Origin of the sequence: Rhizobium etli CFN 42 (genome assembly GCF_000092045.1) — a bacterium.
GTDB classification, from domain to species: domain Bacteria; phylum Pseudomonadota; class Alphaproteobacteria; order Rhizobiales; family Rhizobiaceae; genus Rhizobium; species Rhizobium etli.
In genome coordinates this window covers 2,525,539-2,542,858 of sequence record NC_007761.1, presented here as the reverse complement: position 1 = coordinate 2,542,858, position 17,320 = coordinate 2,525,539, and the positions used below count along the sequence as shown (strand labels likewise).

The following is a 17,320-nucleotide window of genomic DNA, read 5'->3' as shown; positions in this document are numbered from 1 at the left end:
AGGATTAACCGAAACGGCGCAAGCAGAAAAGTCGTGAAGACGGACTTCCTTCCGGTTGGCGCATATGATGCCGGTCACTATTCGGCCGAGCCTTAGATGGGAACAAAGGATAATGTTTCCCCCGGGGATGACATGAACGAAATTCCGACGATCGAGCCACGTCGCAAGGGGCGCAGCGGCACGCAGGCGATGCCTATTCCGTCGCGGCAGATGATCGAAGAGCAGATTCGATTGACGCGTGAAGGTGTTCTCACCGAGGCCGGCGTCCTGCGTCGCCGTCTCGCCGCCCAATACGGAGCGGATGCCTGCCGCCCGTGACGGTGCAGCGGCATTGCGTGAGATCGCCGAACTATCCTTCGGCGCGCTGAAGAAGGGCGAACCGGTTTCGACGATGACGCCATATTGTCGCATGGTCGATCCGGCGAGCCTGTTTGCGAAACGTCCTGCCGGCGGTGCCGCCCTCATTCGCGAGCTGTTGGCCGCTTAATACCGAGAGCGGTAGCGAGGCGGGCGAGGGAGCTCCGTCTGATCGCGACGCCGGGAGGATTTGCGGAAGGCGGCATGGGGATACGAAAAATTATTCCGCGAAGAGAGTGATAATGGCAAAGCGATATTGTCGATATAATTTGTAGTCTATGTCAGTATTTCTGCGATCGGAAGCCAGCTCTGGAACGGAGCGTGGCAACCGCCGCCGACCGACAGGACATTCAAATGCTCACGCCCAGACAGACGCCCAGCCTTGTTCCTGCTGCCACCGCGGCCCTTCCGGGCATTCGCGCGGCGACAGTGTGCATCCATGCCGGGAATATGTCCGCTCGCCAAGAGCCGGCTTGCCGCGCGAGCCGATCTTAGAATTTCGCAGCAAAGGACCGTTTCCATGACCGACACCTTCAATCCCATCAATTTTCTCTGGTTCATCCCCACATCGGGCGACGGCACTTATCTCGGTTCCTCCGACCTCAACCGGGCGCCGGAAATCGGCTATCTCACCCAGATCGCGCAGGCCGTAGATCGGCTCGGCTATTCCGGCGTGCTATTGCCGACCGGAGTGGCGTGCGAGGAATCCTTTGTGACGGCAGCCGCACTGGCGGCAAAGACCGAGAAGCTGCAGTTCCTGGTGGCGATCCGCCCGGGCACGGCATCGCCTGCCTATTATGCGCGTCTTGCGACGACGCTCGACCGCATTTCCAACGGCCGCCTGCTGCTCAACATCGTCGTGGGCGGCAGCCCGGCAGAGCTCGCCGGCGACGGTATCCATCTCGAGCATGACGAACGCTACGCCCATGCCGAGGAGTTCTTCACCGTGTTTGAAGAGCTGCTGGACAAGGGGACGGCGAGCTACGACGGCAAATACATCAAGGCGACCAATGCGCGCCTCGGCTTTCCCTCTGTGCAGAACCCTCGCCCACCGCTTTATTTCGGCGGCTCGTCGGATGCGGGCATCGACTTCTCGGTCGGCCGCGTCGACAAGTACCTGACCTGGGGCGAGCCGCCGGCGCAGGTGGCCGAGAAGGTCGCAAAGGTGCGCAAGGCTGCGGCCGAGCGGGGCCGCGAGGTGACCTTCGGCATCCGCCTGCATTTCATCGTGCGGGAAACCGACGAAGAAGCCTGGGAGGCGGCCGAGCGGCTGATCCGTCATCTCGACGACGATACGATCCGCGAGGCGCAGGAACGCTTCGTCCACGAATCCGATTCGGTCGGACAGAAGCGCATGGCCGCTCTTCACGGCGGCCGCCGCGACAAGCTCGAGGTCTCGCCGAATCTATGGGCCGGCGTCGGCCTGGTGCGCGCCGGCGCAGGCACCGCGCTTGTCGGCTCTCCGAAGACGGTGGCCGCCCGCCTTCGCGAATATCAGGAGCTTGGCATCGATACAGTGATCGGCTCCGGCTACCCGCATCTCGAAGAGGCCTATCGTGTGGCCGAACTGCTCTTCCCGGAACTCGGCATTACCCGCGAGCAGCAGCGCCTGGCCTTCAACAATGAGTTCGGCCGCAAGCAGATCTTTGCCGGCGGCAGCCATGGCGGCAACCTGAAAATGGTCTCGGGCTCCTGAACTCAAACAAGGTGCAGTACATGTATCGCCGGAAGCCGTCTGCGGCTTCCGGCGTTTTTCTGCCTGCTGGTTGCCCTTGAGGTTGGCGGTCGCAATTATGCATAGCCTATCGGCTATGCTGGATGTGTTCTTGGTCTTTTCGATTGTTGTATCCGCTGGCGAATTGACCGTAAGTTTTTCCAATAGATTTGTCGCTTTGTGTTGTCGCTTGACATACGTATATCTCGATGGCTATAGGTTTATTCATAGCTTTTTAGGTATGGGTATTCAATGTCGAACGTTCAGGACGTGCTCTTCAGGACGCTTGCGGATCCCACCCGGCGCGCGCTTTTCGAGCGGCTGTGCCGGGAAGGGGAAAAGACGGTCGGGGCGTTGACGGCGCAGGCCGGGGTCTCGCAGCCAGTCGTTTCGAAACATCTCGGGCTGCTGAAGCAAGCCGGGCTGGTGCGCGACCGTCATGAGGGGCGACAGACGCATTATAGCGCGCAGCTCGGCGCGCTTGCGCCCCTGGTCGACTGGACGAGCGAGATGGCCGGCTTCTGGCAAAGCCGCTTCAATGCGCTCGAAGATTTGTTGAAGAGGATGGATCAATGACAGACATATCGACCAAAACACGTTCCGTCGTCATCGAGCGGGAGATGCCTTTTCCGGCGGAAAAGATCTGGCGGGCGCTGACCCAGCCGCACCTGATCCAGGAGTGGTTGATGAAAAGCGACTTCAAGCCGGTCGTCGACCATAGCTTCAACTTCAACGCCGATTGGGGCGTGGTCGACTGCCGCGTTCTGGAGGTCGAGCCCCACAAGATCCTCGCCTACAGCTGGGGAGCCTATGGCCTCGAAACCGTCGTGACCTGGACGCTCACGCCGACGGGCGCGGGTACGCATCTGCGCATGGAGCAGTCAGGTTTCCGGGCGGATCAGCGGCAGGCCTATGGCGGCGCCAGGAGCGGGTGGCCCCAATTCTTCGACAAGCTGGAACAGATGTTGCCGCGGGTTGACTGATCCGTCGCCGAGCGGGCGGCCGGTCGAGCTCATTTCGAGGAGGCTTCATTGAACTGGAACAACTGGTTTCGGCAGGTCCACCGTTGGCTCTCCATTGCCTTTACGCTGGCCGTCATCGTCAATATCATCGTCATGGTGCAGGAGAAGTCGGCGGTCTGGATTGGGCTCTTGGGGTTGCTGCCGCTCGGCCTGCTTCTCGTTACTGGTCTCATCTTGTTTGTGCTGCCCTATGCCACGAAACGGCGCGGCGTCGGAGGCATCGGCGGATAGGAGGAAATCTATGGCGGGCAGAACGTCGAAAGGCGCGGAGAAGGTCACGAAAAACACCGCCGCCAAACCGGCGGGGGCGGCACCGAAGCTTCTGTCGGGCGGCAACCCGCAAATTCCCAAGGGTTATGGCGATGCGTCCGTGCAAGCCTACATCGCCGCCATGCCGGATTGGAAAAGTGAGATCGGGCGTCGCCTCGATGCGCTGATCTCCAGAACCGTGCCGGGCGTCTGCAAGGCGGTCAAATGGAACTCGCCCTTTTACGGCGTGGAAGGGCAGGGTTGGTTCCTCGGAATCCATTGCTACGCCAGCTATGTCAAGGTGGCTTTCTTCAAGGGGGTGTCGCTGCATCCCCTGCCGCCAGGCGAGTCTAAGCAGAAAGAGGTGCGCTACCTCGACATCCGCGAAGACGATCCCTTCGATGATGCGCAGATCGCCTCCTGGGTGGAGCAGGCGAGCCGGTTGCCCGGCGAACGGATGTGAGATTTTTGATGCGCGGCGACGGGAGAACGATAAATATGAAGAAGGCGACGGCAACCGTGAAGAAGATTGATTCCGAGGAAGGGAACGGGCAAGCCTCTCCCTCTCAACTGATTGATGCGAGGATCGAGGAGCTCAAGGATTGGCGCGGCGACATGCTCGCGCGGGTCCGCGCGCTCATCAAGCAGGCCGAACCCGAAGTGGTCGAGGAATGGAAGTGGCGAGGGGTTCCGGTGTGGGAGCGCGCCGGCATCATCTGCACCGGTGAGACCTATAAGAATGTGGTCAAGCTTACCTTCGCCAAAGGAGCGTCGCTTGAGGATCCGAACAGCCTTTTCAACTCCAGCCTCGACGGCAACACCCGGCGTGCCATCGACTTTCATGAAGGCGACGAGATCGATGGGGAGGCGTTGAAGGCGCTCATTCGAGCCGCGGCTGCGCTGAACGCGTCGGTGCGGGCGGCCGGTTCGCGGAAGAAATCAAGCAGCGTGTGACACGTCGTCGGGCCGCGTTAGTGAATCGGGCTCGTCTCGCGTTCGAGAAAGAGTTCGAGATTGTCGAGGCCGATCTCGGTGCCCTGAAGGCGGGCGCCGTTGTCGCCGTAGCCGTCGAGGAAAACCACTTGCTCGGTGAAGACCATTCTGGTGCCGCTGGGTTCGACGTCGAAGGCGACGGTGACGAGCGAGGCTGAGATGCGGGTTTGCCCGAGCTTCATCTCATAGGCATAGATGATGCGGGTATCCGGCACGATATCGATGTAGCGGGCGTCATAGGCGTGCAGAAGCCCATCGGTGTCGGCGGTATAGTTCCTCTCTGTACCGCCCGGCCTGAAATCGAGCGCATATTCCAGCGGCACCCATTCGCCGTGGCAGGCAAACCATTGCCGCTTGGACTCCGGGGTCGACCAGGCCCGGAAGACCCGGGCGACGGGCGCCGTCAGGCGGCGCTCGATGACGAAGGTGGTATGTTCGGCAGAGCGTGTCGTCATTCGGGGAGGGTCTCCGGCTCATCGGCGAGAAATTGATTCAGTCTGTCGAAGGCAGCGGTCCAGCGGGTCTTTCGCTGTTCCACCCAGCGCTCGACAGCGGCAAGCGCATCCTGCTGCAGGCGGTAGGTTCGCACCCGGCCGGATTTTTCGGATAGCACGAGGCCGCTCTCCTCCAGCACCTGCAGATGTTTCATCACCGTCGGCAGGGCGACGGCGAGCGGTGCGGCCAGTTCGGTGACCGAAGCGGGGCCGCGGCCGAGGCGGTCGATCATGCCGCGGCGACTGCGATCGGAAAGGGCGTGAAACATGCGGTCGAGATCCGCCTGGCTTTCGATCATTCCGCCGCATCCCGATAACGGGCGGGCAGCCTGTCCTGATAGGGATAGAACTTGAAATAAGGGCGGGCCTCTTCCAGCGCCCTGGCGAAGGACGGGCGCGCCAGCAGACGATCGTAATAGGCGCCAAGTTTCGGCTGCTCCTGTGAGAACGGGACCAGCGTCTCGGCATAGAAGAGGGCGGGGGCTGCGGCGCAATCGGCCATAGTAAAGGCGTCGCCCGTTATCCAAGGGCTTTCACCCAGCTGCTTTTCGATCATCGCATAGGCTGTGGTGAGCGTCGCTTTGCAGGCGGCCATCTCTATTTCGTCTGCCGTGCCCTCGGGACGCCGGCGATGGCTGACGAGCGTCTGCATCGGCACCTGGACATAATGGTCGAAGAAGCGGTCCCAGAGGCGGACCTGCAGCGCCCGATCGATCTCCAGCGGCAGCAGGCGCACGGGGCCGGGGTAGTAATGGTCGAGATATTCGATGATGATCGTCGTTTCGGGAATGGTGCTGTCGCGCGCCTCGTCCCTCAGCAGCGGCATCTTGCCCATCGGCCAGAAGCGGAAGAGATCGGCACGCGAAGCCTCGTCGGACAGATCGACGAGGCGATTTTCGAAGGGCGTCGCGTTTTCATAAAGCGCGATCAGCACCTTGTGGCAGAAGGAGGCGAGCGGATGCCCATAGAACACGAGCGACATGCGGCGACCTTTCTTATCCGGTAGAAAACTTTACCGAACGACTAAGTATCAGGCCGAAACAGAATGCGCAACAAATAGTTCGCCAATTGTGAAACTATTCTCTCAACCGATATGCCGCGCGATCACCAGGTGACCCGGTGTCGGCTGACCGTCTTCCATGCGGACGTTGATCTCCGATACCTCGACGAGTTCGAAACCAGTCGCTGTCAGACGTTCCCTGACATAGGCATAGGCATGGGCAAAGCGCTGATGCGGCCCGACCATATAGGCGCGGCCGGCAAGCGTCTCCTCGGGCAGGGTTTCGGAGGAGAAGATGAACAGACCGCCCGGCGTCAGGTTTTCGGCGGCGCCGAAGAAGAGCGGTTCGAGCGCGCCGAGATAGGGCAGCACGTCTGTGGCGGTGATGAGGTCGAAGGCATCCTCGTCATTGTCGTCGAGGAAATCCTCGACCTCGGCGACGAAGAGCGTCTCGTAAAGATCTTTTTCGTGGGCGATCTCGACCATCTTCTCCGATATGTCGATGCCGGTCATGTCCTCGCACAGGTCGCGCAGCGCGCCGCCGGTGAGACCGGTGCCGCAGCCGAGATCGAGCAGCCGCTTGAATGGCCCGAGCTTCAATGCCTGCAGGCGCTGGCGCACCAGCATCGGCACGTGATAGCCGAGTTGCTCGACGAGCACGTCCTCGAAGACCTCGGCATGCTGATCAAACAGGGTCTCGACGTAAGCGTCGGGCGCCTTGACCGGAATTTCGCCGCGGCCCATCGCGGCGATGCGCACGGCAGCTCCGCCGTGGTCCTCGGGGTCGATCGCCAATACGTCCTCATAGGCCGCCACGGCCCCATCGACATCACCTGATTTCTCCAGCGCCAGTGCGCGGTTATAGGCCTCGGCAAGGGCTTCTTCGTCGATCTTCTTTGCCATCGCGGTTCATGTCCTTTTGTTTTCAGGCATGGCTCTACGGTGGCTTTCGATGTTTTGCAATGGCGCGGCTACAGGCGCAGAATGGCCAAAAAGAAGACGACGGGAGGAAATGCCATGAAAGCGGAGCAAGACAGGATGCCACCGGCAAGGGAAGAAGAGGGTGAGCGCCCCTTGCTGCTGCCCACAACGCCGGGCGAGATCACCAATACGCTCAGCCATTATTACCGCGGCGAACTCGGGCGGATGACGAGCTGGCGCGACCGCATCGACCGGACGTCCAACTGGGCGATTACCGTGGTGGCGGCGCTGCTTTCGGTGTCGCTCTCGACGCCGACCTCGCATCATGGCGTGCTGCTGTTCGGTATGATGCTGGTGACGCTGCTTCTGATAATCGAGGCGCGGCGCTACCGCTTCTTTGATATCTACCGCGCCCGAATCCGGCAGATCGAGCGCTGTTATTTCGCGCAAATCATGGCGCCGAACGCTTCGGCCGGCAGCGAATGGGCTGCGGTGATCGCCAACAGCCTGCGTCATCCACGCTTCCTGCTCAGTTATGGGGAAGCAATGCATCGGCGGCTGAAACGCAACTACGGCTGGATGTATTTTATCCTGCTGCTTGCCTGGTGCCTGAAGATTTCGACGCCGAAACTGCAAACGGAGGGTGTACCGACGCTACAGGCGCAATCGTGGACCTATGTCATCGACAACGCCGTGCTCGGGCCGGTTCCCGGCCTTGCGGTCATCGCAGCAGTCGCCGTCTTCTATCTCGGCATGCTCTATTTCGCGCTGCGTCCGGATCGCAACGAGGGCGAATTCGGTCATGGCGAGGCGCATGTCTGATCAGTGCAAGATGAACTCACCCTTCAGCGCCCGCCACTCGGTTGCCGAAATCAGCTTGCGGTGGACGTAGCGCACCGAGTGTAACGGCCCGTCGAGCTTCTCCTGCCAAAATTTCAGGAAACCGCGCATCTCAGGAAAATCGGGTGCGAGGTCATAATCCTGCCAGACGTAAGTCTGCAGGATCGTCGGGTGATCCGGCAGGTGGTAGAGGATCTGGGCGGTCGTCAAACCGTAACCCTGCAGTTGCTTTTCCATGTCCTTGTGCATCGTATTCAGCTTCTTCTCGTTCCCGCTCGCGCTTTATTAGCGCCACGTGAAATGGAAGCACGCGAGTGGTTAATGCAAGCTTAACAGATGCTCTGCAAAGGAAGTATTCTTTTTTGTTTTCAATGGTTTGGCAGCATATTGATGCGAGTGCTGCCAAGCTGCTTTAGCAATCCGCCGTTCCAAAACTGCGATACGCTTTTGGCGTCATTCTCAGCGCTTGAGATGCCGCGTCAGTCGACGCTCGATCCATGCCCAGAGATGGCGTAGCGCCTCGACGATGGTGAGGTAGAAGATCGCTGCCCAGAGATAGGTCTGGTAGTCGAAGGTGCGGGAGAAGGCGTAGCGGGTTTCGCCCATCAGATCGAGCACGGTGATGATGGCGACGACCGCCGAGCCTTTGATCAAAAGGATGATCTCGTTGCCGTAGGGGCGAAGCGCCACGATGAAGGCCTGCGGCAGGATGATCTTGCGGAAGGCGATGATCCTATGGATGCCGAGGGCAGCCGCTGCTTCGCGCTGGCCGTGCGGTACGCTCTCGATTGCACCGCGCAGAATTTCCGCCTGATAGGCCGCCGTATTGATCGTCATGGCAAGAAGGCCGCAATACCAGGCCTCGCGGAAAAACCACCAGATGCCGACGGCTTCCAGCTGCGGGCGGAAGACGCCGAGGCCGTAATAGACCAGGAAGAGCTGTGCCAGCAGCGGCGTGCCGCGGAAGAAATATATATAGCCATAGGCGAACCAGTTAAGAGCCCGGTTCTTCGACAGCCGCGCCATAGCGAGCGGCAGGGAAAGGATGGCGCCGCAAACGACGGAGATGGCAACCAGGCTGAGCGTCACCCAGAGCCCGTGCAGATAACGCGGTCCGTAGCGGGTGAATTTCTCCGGATCCCAGCCGTTGATGACGGTGAAGATCAGCAGCGCGGCGAACAGAGCCCAGACCACAACGAAGACGTAGCCGCACAGGCGTGCCGCCGTGACCGGCTTTGCCACCTTGCGAGGTGCAGGCTGCGGCGGGATCAATGTCTCAGCGTAGCTCATCGGCGGACCTCCGAACGTTTGGCCCAGCGGTCGACATAGGCAAGCAGGAAGGAGGAGAGGATAGCGAGCACCAGATAGAGACAGCAGGCGATACCATAGAAGAAGAACGGTTCCTTGGTCACCCGCACAGCGACGCTCGTCTGGCGCAGGATGTCGGCAAGGCTGATGATCGAGACGTAGGACGTGTCCTTCAGCAGCACCATCCAGAGGTTCGTCAGACCGGGGAGGGCGATGCGAACAAGCTGCGGCAGGATGACGAGCCGCAGCGTGCGGCCGCGATGCAGGCCGAGCGAATCTCCCGCCTCATATTGGCCTTTAGGAATAGCGCGGAAGGCCGAAAGCAGCACCTCCGAGCAATAGGCGGAGAAGACGACCGACAAAGCGATCACGCCGGCCAGGAAGGCGTTGATCTCGACCGGCGGCCCGACATAGCCGGCAAGCTCCAGGAGAGACTGGATGAGCATCTGCATGCCGTAATAGATGATGAATAGCGTCAGAAGCTCCGGCAGGCCGCGGAAGATCGTCGTGTAGATGCCGGCCGCCAGCCGCAGCGATTTTTCTTCCGACTGCTGCCCGAGAGCCACGAGGAAGCCGATGACAAGGCCGATCGGCAGGGTAACGATCGCCACCGATACTGTGACCTGCAGACCAAGGGCGATTTCGTCGCCCCAGCCGGTATCGCCACAAGCAAGAATCGTCGACTGACCTAACCAGGTGAAGATGCCGACGGGTCCGCAAAGCGGATCGAAAATGTGCACAATCCAGCTCCAGAAGGAGCCGAGCGCGGAAAACAATCCGCCCATGCGAGAATTCCCCTCACGGCTTTTGCCGTTTTGATCTTGCCACCTTTGTCAAACAAAAATGGCGGAAGAGCAAGCCTTCCGCCATTCGCTTGATCGGCCAGATACCGAATTTCTTATTCGCCGTAAACGTCGAAATCGAAGTACTTGTCCTGGATCTTCTTGTACTCACCGCTGGCGCGGATCGCAGCGATCGCAGTGTTGAGCTTTTCCTTCAGCGGATCGCCCTTGCGGATGGCGATACCGGCGCCGTTGCCGTTGATTTCCTTGTCGACCGGCAGGGTCGTCAGGATCTTGCAGCAGGCGCCGGCGTCGGACTTGACCCATTCGGAGAGAACGACAACGTCGTCGATGACCGCATCGACACGGCCGCTGGAAACGTCGAGCTTGTATTCGTCGGCCGTCGGATAGAGCTTCAGCTCGGTGTCGGCGAGGTGCTTCTCGGCGTAGTTGGCATGCGTCGTGGAAGTCTGTGCGCCGATCACCTTGCCCTTCAGGCCGGCAACGTCAGTGATCTTCGAATCCTTCGGCACGGCGATGGCCGGAGGGGTGTTGTAGTACTTGTTGGAGAAGTCGACGAGCTTCAGGCGCTCCGGCGTGATCGACATGGAGGAGACGATCATGTCGAACTTCTTGGCGTTCAGAGCCGGGATGATGCCATCCCAGTCGGTGCTGACGAAGGAGCATTCGGCCTTCATTTCGGCACAGAGCGCCTTGGCGATATCGATGTCGAAGCCCTGGATGGTGCCGCTGGCATCGACGAATTCGAAAGGCGGATAGGTCGAATCGGTGCCGATCACGTATTTCTCGCCATCGGCCATGGCCGACCCGGCGAAGAGCGACATTGCCGCGATCGAGGCTGCCGCGAAGATACGGGTAGAGATATGCATGAGGATCCTCTCAGTTGGTAGCCATCGCGCTTTTTTGTCTTGGGCTGACGGCTGCTGTTCAACGGTGACGGGCACCGCCTTGCGGCGATAATCAGACTTTTTTTCACGGAAATGCAACAGAAATCCCACGGAATTGTACGGTGCAAATAACAGGCGAGATGAACGAAAGCAGACTGCAACATTCACGGGAGGTTAATCCGCGAATTCCTAGAAACGGAACAAATCGGCGGTTTGGCGCTTTGCCAATTCGCCGTTTCGCCTCATTGCGAAACTAGGGCGAACCGAGGCCTGTCGGCCTTCATGAAGCTCAAACAGGATCGAGGAAACCCGATGGGCAAGAAATCAAGATTGTTTGCAAGCGCAGCTTTCCCGCTGCTTTCCCTGTCGCTGGCGCTGCAGCCGGCATCTGCAATGGTTGCCGCGCGCGGCTCCGCGCCCGAGGCTGCGGCCGCGCGGCAGATCGAACAGGGCAGTTTCGAAGTGGCACAGGACGCGCCCTCCGAAGAGGAGCTCTTGAAGAAGAAGCGCAGGCAGAAGGAGGAAGCCCCGGCCGAACAGGCGCCGGCGGCCGAGCAGCCGAAGGAGGCTCCTGCCGGGAAACCGAAGGCCGAGCGCAAGGAGGCGCCTGCGCCCGAACCCAAGGCAGAGCCGGAACCGCCGAAGGCCGAAGCGCCGAAGGAGGAGCCCGCGCCGAAGGCCGAAAGCAAGCCGGAGCGGAAAGCCAAGCAGGCAGCCCAGCCGGAGGCCGAGCCGCAGCAGGAAGAACAGCAGCCGGTAACGCAGGAAAAGCCGAAAAAGCCGAAGAAGCAGCAGGCTGAGCAAGCCGAGCCGGAGGCTCAGCCGGAGCCTGAACAGCAGCCGGCCGCAAAGCAAGCCCAGCCGGAGGCGGAACAGGCCCAGCCCGAAGTCAAGCCGGAAGGTAGCAAACGGGAAAAGGGTCAAGACAAGGCCCAGAGCCGAGATAAGGGCAAGGCTAAGACCGAGACTGCCGCACCCGAGGCGGTGACGCCGACTGAGGAGCAGGCCAAACCCGCAGTCGAGCCGGAGGCAAAACCCGCTGCCGAAGCTCCTGCCAAGAAGCCGAAGAAGGGCGAGGCTGCAGCACCGGCGGTGAAGCCAGCCGAAGACAAGGCGGCCGCTCCTGAAGCTACGCCCGCCGAAGCGCCGACGGAGGGCACAGCTGCAAAGCCTGCCGCCAAACAGCCCGCCGGTGAGCAACCCGTCGCCAAACAGCCCGCCGGCGAACAGCCCGGTGGCGAACAGCCTGCCGCCAAACAGCCCGCTGCGCCCGCCACCGACACGGCCCAGCCGGCGCCGGATACCAGCGGCGGCCAGCAGGTGGAGCAGGCTCTTCCTGCGCCGGAAAAGGTTTCACCCGAGGAGTTGCAGCGCCGCAAGGCGATTGCCGCCGACCCGGCCAAGAGCAACGAAACCGTCGTGCTGCCGGTCGAGAATGGTGCGGCCGTGCTCGACAGCGACAAGGATGCCGATCGCAGCAAGGGCCGCGAAAGCCGCCGTGACCGCGACAAGCTGCGGGCCGAGAGCCAGGAGGTGAAGGTGCCGACCTCGGATGCCGATGCGCAGGCCGCTGCGGCGGCGGCTGCGCCGGCGATTAAGCTCGAGGCAGTGACCAGCGAGAAGGGCACGAGGCTCGACACGCGGCCGCAATTTGCCCGTCCCGAGGGAGCGCGCATCGACGACCAGACCGACGATAACCGGCTGATCATCCAGTACAATAACCAGGTGATCGTGCGCAGTGACGACGACAGACGGTTCGTGCGTGACGGCGAACGGCCGATCTATGAAGAGCTGCCGGACAACCGCTACCGCGAGACCATCACGCGGCCTGAGGGCTATCGCATCGTTACTATCCGAAACCGCTACGGCGACATCATCCAGCGGTCGCGCGTCGATGCCCGCGGGCGCGAATATGTGCTCTACTACTCACCTGAACTCTACGAGGATCCTGATCGCGGCTATTTCGATGACCCGGGTGCTGATTTGCCGCCAATGCGGCTGCGTGTCCCGCTCAACGACTATATCATCGACACCAGCAGCGATCCTGACCGGGACTACTACGAATTCCTCAGCGAGCCCCCAGTCGAGCAGGTGGAGCGTGTCTATTCGCTTGACGAGGTGAGATATTCCGCCCGTATTCGCGATAAGGTGCGCCGGATCGACCTTGACACGATCACCTTCGCGACCGGAAGCGCCGAGATCCCGATGACCCAAGCGCGCACATTGCGCAAGGTTGCCGACGCGATCAACCAGGTGCTGAAGAAGGATCCGAGCGAAACCTTCCTGATCGAAGGTCATACGGACGCTGTCGGTTCAGACCAGAGCAACCTGGTCCTTTCCGACCAGCGAGCGGAATCGGTCGCCAACGTGCTCTCAGACGTTTACGGCATCCCGCCGGAAAACATGGCGACGCAGGGCTATGGCGAGCGTTACCTGAAGGTCAACACACCAGGCCCCGAACAAGAAAACCGGCGCGTCACCATCCGCCGCGTCACCCCACTGGTTCGCCCAGTCGCAGCCAACCGGTAAATGCTGTGCCCCTCTCCATTCGTGGAGAGGGGCATCTGGCTTTTGCTTTGCGGCTGGGGCACGGGAAGAGTGGAATGATCCTGCTCGAACTCCTCGGTCCTAGCTAAAAGGTTGGATGCGTGCGGCACGTGCAGTTCTCGCACCAGCCGCCCGTCCTGCCTACCTGCCGGTCTTGCTTGCCGCCTTCTCGATGACCTCGGCGACCTTTTCCGGTTGGGATGCGAAGACGGCGTGGCTGGCTTTGATCTCAGTCACTTCGCTGCCGGCTCGTTTCGCCATGTCGCGTTCGAGGTCAGGGTTGATGGCGTGATCCTCCGTGGCGATGATCGACCAGCTCGGCTTCGTCCGCCATGCCGGCTCGCCGATCTTGGCCGCAAAAGCCTGTTTCGCGGCGAAGACCTGGGATTTTGCCAGAAAGTCGGACTCTGCTTTGGGCAGGTCGGCGGCAAAATCAGCCGCGAAGGCGCCCGGGTCGAGATAGAGATATTTTCCGTCTTTCGTTTCCTTGATGTCCATGCTGCCGGCCGGCTTCGAACTGGCGAGGCTTAGCAGGCTTTCCCCCTTGTCGGGCTGGAAGGCGGCGACGTAGACGAGGCCCACAACGCCTGGATTGTTGCCGGCTTCGGTGATGACCATGCCTCCGTAGCTGTGGCCGACGAGGAGCGTCGGTCCTTCCTGGAGGTCGAGGACCCGCTTCGTCGCCGCCACATCGTCATCGAGTGAGGTGAGGGGCTCCTGGACGATGGTGACGTTGAAACCGCGCTTTTCGAGAGTCTCGGTCGCCTTGCGCCAGCTCGAGCCGTCGGCCAGCGCGCCGTGAACGATCACGATGTTCTTGACCGCGGCAGCCTCGGCTGCGAACGCGATTCCAGCGGTGGCGAAGGCAAGGGCTGCGATGAAAGTCAGATGCTTGTGCATGAGGTTACTCCTTGTGGTCGATGTTGAAGAGCGGGATGTGGAACCGCCTCGGGTTCAGCCGAAGGTGAAGGCGTAGGCCTGGACGCCTGGATCGAGGAAGCGGACTTCGAAGTTGCGGGCGGTGACGGTGCCTGACTGGCGCACCAGCTGGTAAAGCCTGGTCGCAGTCACCGTGCCGTTGCCGTCGGCATCGATGTCGGAGCCGTGATCGGGTCCTGGCGCCTTGCCATCGAGCCTCACCTGGAAGCGGATCGGTTTGGCGTCGGCGCCGGGTCCGAGAACGAGATGCAGATCGCGGGCGCTGAAGCGATAGGCGATGCCGCCGCCCGCCTGGTCGAGAGTTGCCTGATCCTTACCGATGGTCCAGCTGCCGGACAGGCCCCATGCGTTGATGCCGGGCTCGGTGATCGAATAGTTCTGCGGCGTATCGGCTTGCAGCCCTTCGGGGGAGACGAAATTTTCGGTCTGTGCGTAGCCGAGGTAGGTCTCGCCGGAACGGATATTCGCGAGGTCGGGACCTGCTTCCACGCCTCTGGCATCGGGCGCGACCGGGGCCGTATCCGCCATCTGGCTGCCGGCTTCGCGCAGCAGATCCTGGATGGCTTTTTCGGTCCTGCCGTAGTTGCCTTCACCGAAATGATGATAGCGGATCTGACCTTTGGCATCGATCAGATAGGCGGCAGGCCAGTAGCTGTTTTCAAAGGCGCGCCAGATTTTGTAATCATTGTCGATCGCAACCGGATAGCCGATCTGAAAGTCGCCGATGGCCTTCTTGACGTTGTCGATTTTCTTCTCAAAGGCAAATTCCGGGGCGTGCACGCCGACGACTACCAGGCCCTGGTCCGCATATTTTTCCGCCCAGGCCCTGACATAGGGAATGGTGCGAATGCAGTTGATGCAGGAATAGGTCCAGAAGTCTACGAGCACCACCTTGCCCCGCAGTTGCTCCTTGGTCAGAGGCTTCGAGTTCAGCCATTCAACCGCGCCGTCGAAGGAAGGCGCATAAGCTTCGACGGGCAGATCACTGTGGAAAGGCTTGCTTCCATCGGCCGCGGGAACGATGGTGTCGTTGCTCGCCACCGCAGAGGGCGTGCCGCCGGCCGGCCTGGCATGCAGCCTGTCCAGAACGGCCTGTTCCAGCGAGGCAGTGCTGGCATAGGAAAGGCGCGCCAGCAGGCTGGTGTCGAGACCGAGCGCGATAACCGCCACGCCCGCCAACACGGCAGCGCCGACAGCCTGGCGGATTCGATCACCAAGACCGAGCGAGCGCTTCATTGCGGCGAAGATCTTACCGCCGACAAGCAAGGCGACGGCAAGCGAAGTCGCAGCACCGGCGGCATAGGCGATCAAGAGCGCGGTCGTCTGCAGGTTGGCGCCTTGCAATGCAGCGCCGGTCAGCACGAGGCCGAGAATTGGTCCGGCGCAGGGCGCCCATAGCAGGCCGGTGGCGACGCCGAGGATGAGCGCGCTCCTGACCGTCGGCGCAGTGCGTCCGCTACCGCTGGCATTCAGAAGATTGTTGCCGAGATCGACGATCGGGCGGGCAAGCGTGCTTGCAAAGCGCTGAGATAGCAGGCTCGCTCCGAAGAGCGCGAGCAGGACGATCGCTGCGAGGCGGCCATATTCATTGGCACGGATCGCCCAGCTGCCGCCGACCGCTGCAAGCGTGGCGACCAACGCGAAAGTAGCAGCCATCCCGGCCAGCATGGGCAGCGTGCTCTTGACGAAAGGCTGGCCGGCTCGGGCGAACACCAAGGGGAGGATAGGGAGGATGCAAGGGCTGAGAATGGTCAGCACGCCTCCGAGATAGGCAATGATCAGAAGTGTCATCATCGTTTCCTTTGAAACCGGTTGATCGGGCTCTGGACGGCGATGGGCCTGAACCAGCAATGGCTGGGAGATAGTCGGGCGGAGGTATCTCCGATGTGTCTGGTTTGATAGGAAAATGTACCGAACTATTGCGCTGAGCGCGGCCGATACAAAAGAATACAAACTGCCTTCTCCACAGAGGCTGCGGCGAAAACTGCGATAGCCCGCCGGATGCCCTGCCGGAGGTGGCGCGTTTGTATCAGAATGTATCTCGGCAGGCGGAGGTTACACTCGCATTCAAAAACCGCAGCCTGTGACATATGGGCGATACAAGCCGAACGTCATCTGAGCGCCATGATCCATTCGACAGGAGAGACCGATGTCAGAGCAAATCAATCATCACCGCCGTCGTTTCTTCGGCATGACGGCAATCGCGCTCGCAGCCGTGGAATTCGGCGTGGCCGGCGCCGCCGCGGCGCAACAGCCGCAGCCTTCCATCGGAGCGCTGCCTGACGTAAAGGCGGGGACCAATAGGTCGTTCGAAGCGCTGAAGCAGGTCAAAACCGATGTGCTCGATATCGGTTTTGCCGAGGCCGGAAAGGCCGATGCTCCGGTCGTGCTGCTGCTACACGGCTGGCCATATGACATCTATAGCTTTGTCGACGTCGCGCCGCTGCTTGCCTCCGCCGGTTACAGAGTGATCGTGCCTTATCTGCGTGGCTACGGCACGACCCGCTTCCTCGATGACGAGACACCGCGCAACGGCCAGCCTTCGGCGCTTGCCGCCGACATGATCGCCCTGCTCGATGCGCTCAAGATCGAAAAGGCTGTCGTTGCCGGTTACGACTGGGGCGGACGAACCGCCAATATCATGGCAGCGCTGTGGCCCGAACGCTGCAAGGCGATGGTATCGGTGAGCGGCTACCTGATCGGCAGCCAGGAGGCCAACAAGAAGCCGCTTCCACCGAAGGCGGAACTTGCCTGGTGGTACCAGTTCTACTTCGCTACCGAACGCGGACGCCTGGGCTATGCGAGCAATACACGGGACTTCGCAAAGCTCATCTGGCAGACGGCATCGCCGAAGTGGAATTTCGATGATGCGACTTTCGACAGATCGGCGGCCGCCTTCGACAATCCCGACCATGTGGATATCGTCGTGCACAATTATCGCTGGCGCCTGGGGCTTGTAGAAGGCGAGGCGAAGTATGATGCCTATGAGAAGAAGCTTGCCGCCCTGCCGATGATCTCGGTGCCGACGATCACGATGGAAGGCGATGCAAACGGTGCGCCGCATCCGGAACCTTCCGCCTATGCCGGAAAATTTTCCGGCAGATACGAGCATCGCACGATCGGCGGCGGTATCGGCCATAATCTACCGCAGGAGGCGCCACAGGCCTTCGCCCAGGCGGTCATCGACGTCGATCGCTTCTGATCGGCAACAGAGGCTCGTTGCCCGGACCGGCGGAATAGCGTAGG

The 17,320-nt window shown here is 61.1% G+C and carries 19 protein-coding genes and 1 pseudogene; 10 read left to right on the top strand and 10 right to left on the bottom strand.

Translation table 11 applies throughout. The features are described 5' to 3' along the window. The first annotated feature begins 132 nt into the window (after positions 1 to 132). From RHE_RS12425 to RHE_RS12395, 7 genes and pseudogenes are all read left to right on the top strand, one after another. Positions 133 to 487 (top strand): annotated as a pseudogene (locus RHE_RS12425) (hypothetical protein). A 390-nt stretch (positions 488 to 877) separates the two neighbouring features. Continuing rightward, positions 878 to 2,053 carry an FMNH2-dependent alkanesulfonate monooxygenase gene (ssuD, locus tag RHE_RS12420; RefSeq protein ID WP_011425689.1) on the top strand — a complete coding sequence of 392 codons (1,176 nt, stop codon included), beginning with the start codon at positions 878 to 880 and terminating at the stop codon, positions 2,051 to 2,053. Between the two features lie 270 nt (positions 2,054 to 2,323). Further along, positions 2,324 to 2,647: an ArsR/SmtB family transcription factor gene (locus RHE_RS12415; RefSeq protein WP_011425688.1), complete on the top strand. Its 324-nt coding sequence runs from the start codon at positions 2,324 to 2,326 to the stop codon at positions 2,645 to 2,647. Beyond that, complete coding sequence (locus tag RHE_RS12410) at positions 2,644 to 3,054, top strand: SRPBCC family protein (protein ID WP_042118587.1); 411 nt, start codon at positions 2,644 to 2,646, stop codon at positions 3,052 to 3,054. The genes RHE_RS12415 and RHE_RS12410 overlap by 4 nt, the downstream gene beginning before the upstream one ends. Before the next feature lie 48 nt (positions 3,055 to 3,102). After that, positions 3,103 to 3,324 carry a hypothetical protein gene (locus RHE_RS12405; RefSeq protein WP_011425686.1) on the top strand — a complete coding sequence of 74 codons (222 nt, stop codon included), beginning with the start codon at positions 3,103 to 3,105 and terminating at the stop codon, positions 3,322 to 3,324. 10 nt (positions 3,325 to 3,334) lie between these two features. Further along, positions 3,335 to 3,805 carry a DUF1801 domain-containing protein gene (locus RHE_RS12400; protein WP_011425685.1) on the top strand — a complete coding sequence of 157 codons (471 nt, stop codon included), beginning with the start codon at positions 3,335 to 3,337 and terminating at the stop codon, positions 3,803 to 3,805. Positions 3,806 to 3,840: 35 nt separating this feature from the next. After that, positions 3,841 to 4,296, top strand: coding sequence for a DUF1801 domain-containing protein (locus tag RHE_RS12395; RefSeq protein WP_011425684.1), 456 nt, complete (start codon positions 3,841 to 3,843; stop codon positions 4,294 to 4,296). Positions 4,297 to 4,313: 17 nt separating this feature from the next. On the opposite strand, the gene RHE_RS12390 is transcribed toward RHE_RS12395, so the two are convergent. From RHE_RS12390 to RHE_RS12375, 4 genes are all read right to left on the bottom strand, one after another. Beyond that, a complete protein-coding gene (locus tag RHE_RS12390) occupies positions 4,314 to 4,790 on the bottom strand; it encodes an SRPBCC family protein (RefSeq protein ID WP_011425683.1) in 477 nt (158 codons plus the stop codon). Beyond that, positions 4,787 to 5,128, bottom strand: a complete 342-nt coding sequence (locus tag RHE_RS12385; RefSeq protein WP_020921486.1) for an ArsR/SmtB family transcription factor — start codon at positions 5,126 to 5,128, stop codon at positions 4,787 to 4,789. Before RHE_RS12385 ends, RHE_RS12390 begins: the two co-directional genes overlap by 4 nt. Beyond that, positions 5,125 to 5,811, bottom strand: coding sequence for a glutathione S-transferase family protein (locus RHE_RS12380; RefSeq protein WP_011425681.1), 687 nt, complete (start codon positions 5,809 to 5,811; stop codon positions 5,125 to 5,127). The genes RHE_RS12385 and RHE_RS12380 overlap by 4 nt, the downstream gene beginning before the upstream one ends. Positions 5,812 to 5,913: 102 nt before the next feature. Further along, the gene (locus RHE_RS12375) at positions 5,914 to 6,732 is read right to left on the bottom strand and encodes a methyltransferase (RefSeq protein ID WP_011425680.1); all 819 of its coding nucleotides are present in this window, start codon (positions 6,730 to 6,732) and stop codon (positions 5,914 to 5,916) included. Positions 6,733 to 6,846: 114 nt separating this feature from the next. On the opposite strand from RHE_RS12375, the gene RHE_RS12370 reads away from it, so the two are divergent. After that, the gene (locus tag RHE_RS12370) at positions 6,847 to 7,572 is read left to right on the top strand and encodes a DUF2270 domain-containing protein (RefSeq protein ID WP_011425679.1); all 726 of its coding nucleotides are present in this window, start codon (positions 6,847 to 6,849) and stop codon (positions 7,570 to 7,572) included. On the opposite strand, the gene RHE_RS12365 is transcribed toward RHE_RS12370, so the two are convergent. The 4 genes from RHE_RS12365 to RHE_RS12350 form a co-directional block, all read right to left on the bottom strand. Beyond that, positions 7,573 to 7,839 carry an usg protein gene (locus RHE_RS12365; protein ID WP_011425678.1) on the bottom strand — a complete coding sequence of 89 codons (267 nt, stop codon included), beginning with the start codon at positions 7,837 to 7,839 and terminating at the stop codon, positions 7,573 to 7,575. 210 nt (positions 7,840 to 8,049) lie between these two features. Continuing rightward, positions 8,050 to 8,880: an ABC transporter permease gene (locus RHE_RS12360; RefSeq protein WP_011425677.1), complete on the bottom strand. Its 831-nt coding sequence runs from the start codon at positions 8,878 to 8,880 to the stop codon at positions 8,050 to 8,052. Next, positions 8,877 to 9,683: an ABC transporter permease gene (locus RHE_RS12355; protein ID WP_011425676.1), complete on the bottom strand. Its 807-nt coding sequence runs from the start codon at positions 9,681 to 9,683 to the stop codon at positions 8,877 to 8,879. Before RHE_RS12355 ends, RHE_RS12360 begins: the two co-directional genes overlap by 4 nt. Positions 9,684 to 9,796: 113 nt before the next feature. Beyond that, complete coding sequence (locus RHE_RS12350) at positions 9,797 to 10,570, bottom strand: transporter substrate-binding domain-containing protein (RefSeq protein ID WP_011425675.1); 774 nt, start codon at positions 10,568 to 10,570, stop codon at positions 9,797 to 9,799. A 330-nt stretch (positions 10,571 to 10,900) separates the two neighbouring features. Between RHE_RS12350 and RHE_RS12345 the strand changes: the two genes are divergently transcribed. Continuing rightward, complete coding sequence (locus RHE_RS12345) at positions 10,901 to 13,117, top strand: OmpA family protein (protein WP_011425674.1); 2,217 nt, start codon at positions 10,901 to 10,903, stop codon at positions 13,115 to 13,117. 159 nt (positions 13,118 to 13,276) lie between these two features. Here the strand turns inward: RHE_RS12345 and RHE_RS12340 are convergent, their stop codons facing one another. Beyond that, complete coding sequence (locus tag RHE_RS12340; protein WP_011425673.1) at positions 13,277 to 14,035, bottom strand: alpha/beta fold hydrolase; 759 nt, start codon at positions 14,033 to 14,035, stop codon at positions 13,277 to 13,279. A gap of 54 nt (positions 14,036 to 14,089) precedes the next feature. Further along, positions 14,090 to 15,865 carry a cytochrome c biogenesis protein DipZ gene (locus RHE_RS12335; protein ID WP_042118583.1) on the bottom strand — a complete coding sequence of 592 codons (1,776 nt, stop codon included), beginning with the start codon at positions 15,863 to 15,865 and terminating at the stop codon, positions 14,090 to 14,092. Between the two features lie 358 nt (positions 15,866 to 16,223). Here RHE_RS12335 and RHE_RS12330 point away from each other — a divergent pair, with 358 nt between their 5' ends. Continuing rightward, complete coding sequence (locus RHE_RS12330; RefSeq protein WP_011425671.1) at positions 16,224 to 17,276, top strand: alpha/beta fold hydrolase; 1,053 nt, start codon at positions 16,224 to 16,226, stop codon at positions 17,274 to 17,276. The last annotated feature ends 44 nt before the right edge of the window (positions 17,277 to 17,320 follow it).